Here is a 7,812-nt window from a genome sequence, read left to right on the forward strand (position 1 = left end):
GGCAACCCGTGATTTGAACTCCGCCGCATACCTCTTGCGCGTAACCTTGCCCATAAAACCCGTCCTCTCTCAGGTCGGATTATAGCTTATTGCCCTGTCCGAAAAATGGGGTCCACCTCTAATAGCCACCATCGCCTTAATTCCGATTTAAAGCGCGAAATCCTGTTTTTTATATCCAAAAATTAAGACATAATTCCATCAAAACCCATTGTCTGCCGTATTCTTTCGCGCCACTTAACTTGTGCCAAATACGGGCAGGTGTAGATTATGGCATTAAACCAAACACCCTAGGTCACCATGCTTTCTCTGCTTTTCCAAGTCGGTCTTTCCATCCGCAATCTTGTCTTGGGCTTCGCTCAGATTTTGGTGTCAGAATCAAGTCCGGGCCTCGTAGTTCTTATTCTTTTTACCCTGTTGATAATCGCTTCGTTTCGGGTTGTGCGTCTTTATGCCTCCCGGCTTGCAGCCATAAGAAAATTGCGTGGGAAAATAGAAACAGATCTTCCTAAAAACCGCGAGAGTATTTCCGATCGGACTGAAGAGGCAAAAGAGAACAGTGCTGACCGGTCGATTCGGGAAGCATGGCGCGAGTTTGATGAGACGCTGGTACTTGACACGAAAGAGCCGTCTAATCTGCGTAATTCAGTAAGACCTTCGTTATTTTTTAATGTCGAGGATCTTCACTTTGGAAGTGGCTTTTTTCGGATTTGTCCTGGTCTCTTCGTTTCTGTTGGCCTTGCCTGCACGTTTCTGGGGTTAATTGCCGCCCTTCAAAATATGGCCCAGTCGAATGCGATCACTGATCAGACGATGCAGCGTCTTTTGCAGATCGCCTCGGCAAAGTTCATCATGTCACTCATGGGACTTGCCTGTTCTATCGTTTTTACAATCATTCTGAGGCGTCTCACGGTCAAGCTTGACAAAGAATTGTGTGGTTTGTGCGTGACAATTGAGCAAAGGCTTACATTTGTTAGTGTCGAGCAGATAGGTTTTGATCAACTGAAGGCTATGCAAGAGGCGCGTGAACATAACCGCGCCCTGACGACCGAACTAGTGGCTGAGATCGGACGCCCCCTGCGTACGGAATTACCAGAAGCGATATCGAACTCCATTAGTGCAGCCATGCAGCCGCTGCTTGATAAGGTGGGTCAGCAGGGCTCGGAGAATCTGTCCGAACTAGCTTCAGATCTCTCATCCCAATTGTCTTCAAGTGTGGGGACTGCATTATCGCAGGCTAGTGAGCGACTTGCGACGGCGGCCGACAGAATTGGACAGCTTGTTGCGCAAATGGATAACTCTTCCGGGCGGATGGGCTCCGAGATGGAGCAAGCGATTGTTCGCATGGGACAGGCTGTAGATGATCTTCGTGGCACGATGTCAGAGACAGCGCAGCTTACTTCCGGTGCGCTAAATCAGGGAGCAGAACAACTGCTTTCAGTCATGAATCGCACGTTGGAAGGCATCCGCGATAATACATCAGAAGGAGCGCGAGCGATGTCGGCTGCTGCGCAGGAGTTACGCGAGGCGGCCGGTGTCATGCGTTCAGAAATGGAGGGAGCAGCCCATGCAGGCGCAGAGGCTGCACGGCTGAGGATGGAAGAAGCCGGGGATGCAGCAAACGTTTCGATTGCAGCGGCCGGGCAATCGGTTCTCTCGGCATTTGGCCAGACTGGAAGTGACATAGCCCGTATGGCCGGTGAGGTTTCAGCAAGAGCGAATAGCGACCTGATAGCGCCGATCACAGCAATTTCGGAACGTCTGGGTAATTTCGTGGAAGTGTTGGATCAAGGAGCGGGCGCGATGCGTCGCTCCGCTGATGCTGTGCGTGATGGCGCTTTGGCGGGCGCTGAAGCAGCTGTCGCTTTTCGCAGCTCCTCTCAGGATCTGGTTGCGGCTGCCAGTCCCGTTCGGGCCACGACCGAGAGAATGGAGAGCTCCCTACGGCAAATGACCGAAGGAACGCACAATGCAGTCTCGATTGTCACGCGAAGTGCGCAAAGCACGGCAGAAAGCGCTGCGCACGTTCTTGCGACCGCGAGTGAGACGCTTGTAGCCGAACGACGTGGTATTGAAACCACGCTTGAAGCTGTCACTCAGATGCTTGAACGCATGCAGGGACAGGGAGACAGACTGGATACGGTCGACGAGAAACTTGGTGCGGCCTTTGACCTCTATGCGACGCAGGTCGAGCAGGCGATGCAGTCGATACGCGCGCATGTTATTGATATGTCTAAAGGACTGAATGCTGCTCTTTCCACACTGCAAAGTGTTATTGAACAACAACAGGAATTTTCTCCGCAACAGGGACGTTCCTGATGCGAGGGTTGCAGCGTCGTAGAGAAAATCAGGACGTCGAAGAAGAAACAGCGTTCGTCTCAATGACGGATCTGACCGTCAGCTTCCTGTTCATCGTCATCTTGCTGTTGGCCTACTTTTCCAGCAAGTATAATCCACAAAAAAGTGTTTCGCTGCCGGTTTACGAGCATGTTGTGGCCGAAAAGGATGCGGCGGAGAAGAAGATACATGAGCTCGAAACGGAGATCGCCAGACTGAAGCAGCCGAACCCGCTAGAACGCTACATTGATCAGGCCATGGCGGAACGTAAACATATTCTGGAAAAATTGCGTGATCAGCTTAACATCGAATTCCCTGATCTCAAGGTAACTTTGAGCGAACAATCTGATGCCCTGCATTTCCAGGGAGACGGACTTTTCGCCTCCGGTTCGGCGAGTTTGCGACCGGAGCGTGTCAATATCGTCCAGTCCATCGGCATTCGTCTTCAGCAGCTTTTGCCATGTTATACGCTCGGAGCACAGGCAGCATGGCGGCTAGAATGCAACCCGGATTTTGCCGTGATCGAAGCTGTGCAAATCGAGGGACATACTGACTCCGACGGCGATGATCAGAGCAATCTTGTTCTTTCCACTAACCGCGCGGACGAGACCTTTCGTGTGATGGTTGCTAGAGAGCCGCTACTGACGTCCCATCTGAGCTATCAGAAACAGCCAGTTCTCTCTGTGGCCGGTTACGGAAAAATGCGTCCTATCGCATCCAATGATAGTGTTGCGGGCAAGGCTGCAAATCGTCGGATTGATTTGCGGCTCATCATGTACGTCCCGGCCCGCTCGGAAGAAATCGAGCACCTCCGTGCTTCCCTTGTGGGCACATCACATGGGTAGGACGGACGGAAAGGAGATTACAACCGTATCGCTTTCTAAGCTACTTGCGAATCTAGCTCCTCTGCGGCCTTTAACACCTCCGAACTTCGAGAATATCGAGCGTACAATCCGCCGTGTGCTGGATCGTTTCGATGCGCCGGCGATTGCCTCAGACCGCAGTCCAGAGGATATCCTGCACAAGATGCTGGATCATATCCGGAATAATGACTGGCGAGGTGTTCCTCTGAGTTTTGTTATTCAAAGTGCCGGATTCGCATTTTCATCTGACTTCAGGAAGACGCCTGCGTTCGAGCCTATTCGTTTTTTTCTACTAAAGGAAGTTGATGCCTCCACTCGCTGTGGTTTCATCAACCCGATGGTGCGTGTTTACATGGAGAGTTTTGATCCGGTCGCCCGCCATACCTTCGATCTGGCTGCAGCTCTTCAACGTAATCGGGAACAGATCGGACCTCGATGGCAGGATCTTATTTTTCATATCCCGGATCTTTTCGATCCGCACTTAGTGTCGGAGACGATTGCTGAACGAATGGATGCGATGGACGATCCGTGGCATGGGTTGCGGGCCATTGGCCTGCGCCAGCCGCATGCGCCAGGCCTGATGGACTTTGCCCATCTCGCTTTTATCCGGCGGATTGCTCCACGTCTCAACCAGAAGCAGGAGATTGAGCGTCTGCTTGGCTGGCTCAGGCCCGATGGCCAGACCCTGCAACAGATGGGAGCGGGCGCTGCCATCAATGCGTTGCTAGCACCATGGCGTCAGCAATCGCCATCCAAAGATATCTCGTCCCTCCTGACTGATCGTCTTACCGAGTTCTATGGTCACCCGAAGGTCCACCGCCATCCGGCATGGAGTGAGGTCGACCCCGAACTGGAAACGATGTTCCTACGCTGGTTGATGAGGGCAGATTTCCGTTTTCTTTTCCAGATTCTAGATGAGGTTGAGCGTGGTCATATGTGGTCAGATCGCGAACACTTCTGGGAAACGATGCTTGAGCAGGGGGTCGTGGATGAACTCTGGGTAGCCTTCAATGAGGAGGGATATCACGTCGCTCAGGAAAAACTGCCTGCCAACACCAGGGAAACGGCCTTACGTTTTGGGCATCAGACCGGAGAAAAAGATAAGTCTCTTCTACTGATGAGAATTGGCGAGAAGATCGTTGTTGAGGGTACATATAATTTCAAGCTGCATATTTTTGATGCGGATGCGTCAGGGGTGCCTGAATTATACAAGTCACAATATGATGTAGCCAGAATAAGACGAAGCCGCTGTCTCGATAGTTTTGCGCATCTTGGAGGCTGGCAGACACGTGCACGCCGGAGCATCCTCTGATGAATTTTATTTTTACCTATTCCTCTGAGGCAGTCGTTCTTGATGTTCTCCCCGAACGTCGTGGAATGCTGGCACGCATATTTGCGACATCCTCTTCAGAACCTGATCTGAAGAATCTCTCTGAGCAAGAGCACAGACTTGTCTTCGCACTGGGTGATCTGCGCGCCTTGTCCGACGAGATGGACGAGAGGCTGGAGATCACGAGAAGCCGTATCATTATAGGACATCGCCTCGTAGCGGCACTTGATGGCGAAACAGCGGCGACACTCGGTTTACCCCCTCTGACTGATCTTATGCTTTGTACAGATGCTGAGGGGGTAATAGGGAGTCCTGATTTCCGTCTGTCCTATCATTGGGAACGGAATGGCCAGCGTCGGACTCCCCGACGTACCGGTGCCATTCTCGATATGGCGGGAGGTCAGCGTATCCCTTTGTGGATGCTAGACGCACTGGATGTTGCAGATGGTTTTGTCCGCACTCACGACGACGTACGTCATTGGGAAGCTCTTGCCCGTTTTCGGCGAGCTCTTGATCCAGGTATCGAAATGGCTGGAGAAAGTACAACTGCACGACTGTCGATGACTGATTTTCTGCAAGGATTAAAAATATCGCTTTCTGACTGTCTTTCGATTTCTCCCAACGAGGATGGAACAGATTTCGAGGTCGTCCCATTTTCTTCAAGACGGCCCAATGCAGAGGAAATGTCTTCTGAGTCGGACAGTGAACTGGAATATGCTGATCTTGGTCGATTCCAGAATAAATTTCGTGAACGTGGTGTACTCAAGGCCTATAGCCTTGCGCGTGGTCATTACCTTGTCATGGACCCAAGTATTGCTCCGGTCCTGAAGGTAATGAGCGAGATGCAGCATGCCTCGCCGCAGGAGCGTCATGCATTTATCCGTAATCCCCGTATACGCATCACGGAAGCAGTAGAAGGTGATCTGCGTGCCAAGGGAGAATTAACCGATCTTTCTCCCGAAGAGCAGGAGGAAGTTATTGAAGCCGTTGCTGTTCCGGCTTTTGTCGAAACGAAGGAATATTCCAATCGAGTCATTGGTGTTGAAGTTTATGGTGGCAATCTGATCGGACGGGGTGGCCCCAGCGGAACAACGTGGCTGCCGGAAGCCTTCTCTCCGGAAGTCTCTGCGCTCACCGGCGATATGTCTGTCTCCGAATTGCGCGCTTTGCGTGAAAAGGTGGAGGCAGGCCTTACCGCCGGAGAAAATGTCGTTCCAGTCGCCGGTGGCATTCTCCCCGTGACGCCACAAACGCTTGCGTTTTTGGACACGCAACTCGCAGCACGGGAAGAAGCTTCTGGGGAGGTGGTGCAAGAGGAAACTGAGGATGCGCCAAAATCGGGTCCTGTTATTCTAAAAACCTTAGAAAATACTGACGATCTTTCGTGGAATATTCCTTTGCGTCCCCGTCGCAGCGATATGAGCGAGATCGTTCCTCTAGGGATTGTTACACGTCTCAAAGACCATCAGGTTGACTGTCTTCAGTGGCAGATACGTGCATGGAAAGCTGGCTTGCCAGGAATTCTCAACGCCGACGAACAAGGACTTGGAAAGACTCTTCAGACGATATCCTTTCTCGTCTGGCTGAATGAGCATATGAAACGGGTCGGACCACGCAGGCCAATTCTTGTTGTCGCCCCAACGTCACTTCTTAAAAACTGGGAACTGGAAGTCGAGCGGCATGTTGAGAAACCTGGTCTTGGTTTCCTAGTGCGACTTTATGGCTCTTCTATCAGCGCGCGCAAGCTGCCGGGGCGACAGGGGACGGACAAGGAAACAGGAGAAGAAAAACTTGATTTTTCTGATATCCACAACGCAATCGAGCGGGATAGTGGACATCTTACCTGGATTCTGACGACCTACGCGACATTGACGAATTATCAACATTCCTTGGCACGCATTCCTTTCTCTGTAACAGTATTTGATGAAATACAGAATATAAAAACTCCGGGAACACTTTCCTTTCTTGCGGCTCACACGCTGGATACTGATTTTCGGATCGGCCTGACCGGAACGCCAATAGAGAACTCAACCAGAGATATTTGGGCAATCATGGATACGCTGGCCCCGGGAGCGTTAGGTTCTTTGCAGGATTTTAGAGAGCGCTATGGCAAGGCTGAGGAGGGGAATATGGAAGAGCTTCATCAGCGCCTCTTCTCGTCTTTTCAGACGCGACCGCCTTTTGCTATCAGGCGTCTAAAGGAAACCGTCGCGCGTGATCTGCCTGCTAAATCCCGTTTCTTGTATCCACAAGCAATGCCACCACTACAGGCAAAGAAATATGAAGAAGCGAGAATAAAACTTCAGAAGGGGGGAGCCGGTGCGGCGTTGAAAATGCTGCATCACATTCGCAGCGTGTCGGTTCATCCTGCTATTGATACTGATCTGGAAACGGAAGATTTTATCCGGATGTCAGCGCGACTTTCGACAACGTTTGATATTCTCAGACGGATTCGCGCTGCAGGAGAGCGTGCGCTGGTTTTCATTGAGCACCGTCGTATGCAGCATCGATTTATTGAACTTGCGAAAGTGAAATTGGGACTGAAAAAGATTGGCCTGATCAACGGCGATACGCCCATCAGGAAGCGTCAGGAAATTGTCAATAATTTTCAGAAAAACCTTGATGAAGGAGCAGGCTTCGATCTTTTGATTCTCGGACCGAAAGCTGCTGGGACCGGCTTGACGCTTACGGCCGCCACACACGTCATCCATCTCTCGCGTTGGTGGAATCCTGCAGTGGAAGAGCAATGTAACGATCGTGTTCATCGACTGGGACAGATACGACCGGTCACGATTCATGTGCCCCTCGCAATCCATCCGAATTACCGTGAACAGTCTTTTGATCTGCTTTTGCAGAATCTTATGCAACGCAAACGTCAGCTGGCTACATCCGCACTGTGGCCAATGGGAGATTCTGACAGCGATGTCGCTTTCCTCGCTGAAAATCTGAAAGAAGGCGATTTCGCCTCCGAGGGGGATGTGATCTGCCATTCCATGGAAAAGCTTTATGCGCGCGATGGTCTGGAACTTCCTGAATCGAATCAAGATGGGGGATGGTATTTTAAATAATAGGACTTATCCTGAAAGAAGTTTCTAAATCGAAATGTGGAGAGTTCGAATAACCGTTGGTTGGCGCTTGGGCTCTGATTTCGCATGGCTTTTTGAGCAGCGCTAGGTGTTTAGTCCCGTATTTTGATGGGTTGGATTAATGATGAATCTTTCTGGCTCTGAAGTCCAGATTTTGCAGACGTATTCGTAAGGGGTAAGGCCGTTCAGAGTCTTGAGT

4 protein-coding genes and 1 pseudogene are annotated in these 7,812 nt (G+C 51.1%); 4 read left to right on the forward strand and 1 reads right to left on the reverse strand.

From position 1 onward, the window contains the following. Window positions 1–297 precede the first annotated feature (297 nt). Genes HKD24_RS14475 through HKD24_RS14490 form a run of 4 tightly spaced genes read left to right on the forward strand, consistent with a single transcriptional unit; the run spans window position 298 to window position 7,595 of the window. Window positions 298–2,316, forward strand: a complete 2,019-nt coding sequence (locus HKD24_RS14475) for a MotA/TolQ/ExbB proton channel family protein (protein ID WP_194260889.1) — start codon at window positions 298–300, stop codon at window positions 2,314–2,316. After that, the gene (locus tag HKD24_RS14480; RefSeq protein WP_194260890.1) at window positions 2,316–3,179 is read left to right on the forward strand and encodes an OmpA family protein; all 864 of its coding nucleotides are present in this window, start codon (window positions 2,316–2,318) and stop codon (window positions 3,177–3,179) included. The genes HKD24_RS14475 and HKD24_RS14480 overlap by 1 nt, the downstream gene beginning before the upstream one ends. Further along, window positions 3,172–4,509 (forward strand): EH signature domain-containing protein, encoded by a 1,338-nt coding sequence (locus tag HKD24_RS14485; RefSeq protein WP_194260891.1) that lies wholly within the window; start codon window positions 3,172–3,174, stop codon window positions 4,507–4,509. Before HKD24_RS14480 ends, HKD24_RS14485 begins: the two co-directional genes overlap by 8 nt. Next, window positions 4,509–7,595 carry a DEAD/DEAH box helicase gene (locus HKD24_RS14490; protein WP_194260892.1) on the forward strand — a complete coding sequence of 1,029 codons (3,087 nt, stop codon included), beginning with the start codon at window positions 4,509–4,511 and terminating at the stop codon, window positions 7,593–7,595. Before HKD24_RS14485 ends, HKD24_RS14490 begins: the two co-directional genes overlap by 1 nt. Before the next feature lie 102 nt (window positions 7,596–7,697). On the opposite strand, the pseudogene HKD24_RS14495 reads toward HKD24_RS14490, so the two are convergent. After that, window positions 7,698–7,812: pseudogene (locus HKD24_RS14495) on the reverse strand (IS481 family transposase); the annotation flags it as partial.

Origin of the sequence: Gluconobacter vitians, assembly GCF_015244565.1 — a bacterium.
GTDB classification, from domain to species: domain Bacteria; phylum Pseudomonadota; class Alphaproteobacteria; order Acetobacterales; family Acetobacteraceae; genus Gluconobacter; species Gluconobacter vitians.

Bases quoted from the DNA above. Each gene is read 5' to 3' on its own strand.
- HKD24_RS14475 (WP_194260889.1), top strand. From the start codon at position 298: ATGCTTTCTCTGCTTTTCCAAGTCGGTCTTTCCATCCGCAATCTTGTC.
- HKD24_RS14485 (WP_194260891.1), top strand. From the start codon at position 3,172: ATGGGTAGGACGGACGGAAAGGAGATTACAACCGTATCGCTTTCTAAG.
- HKD24_RS14490 (WP_194260892.1), top strand. From the start codon at position 4,509: ATGAATTTTATTTTTACCTATTCCTCTGAGGCAGTCGTTCTTGATGTT.
- HKD24_RS14480 (WP_194260890.1), top strand. From the start codon at position 2,316: ATGCGAGGGTTGCAGCGTCGTAGAGAAAATCAGGACGTCGAAGAAGAA.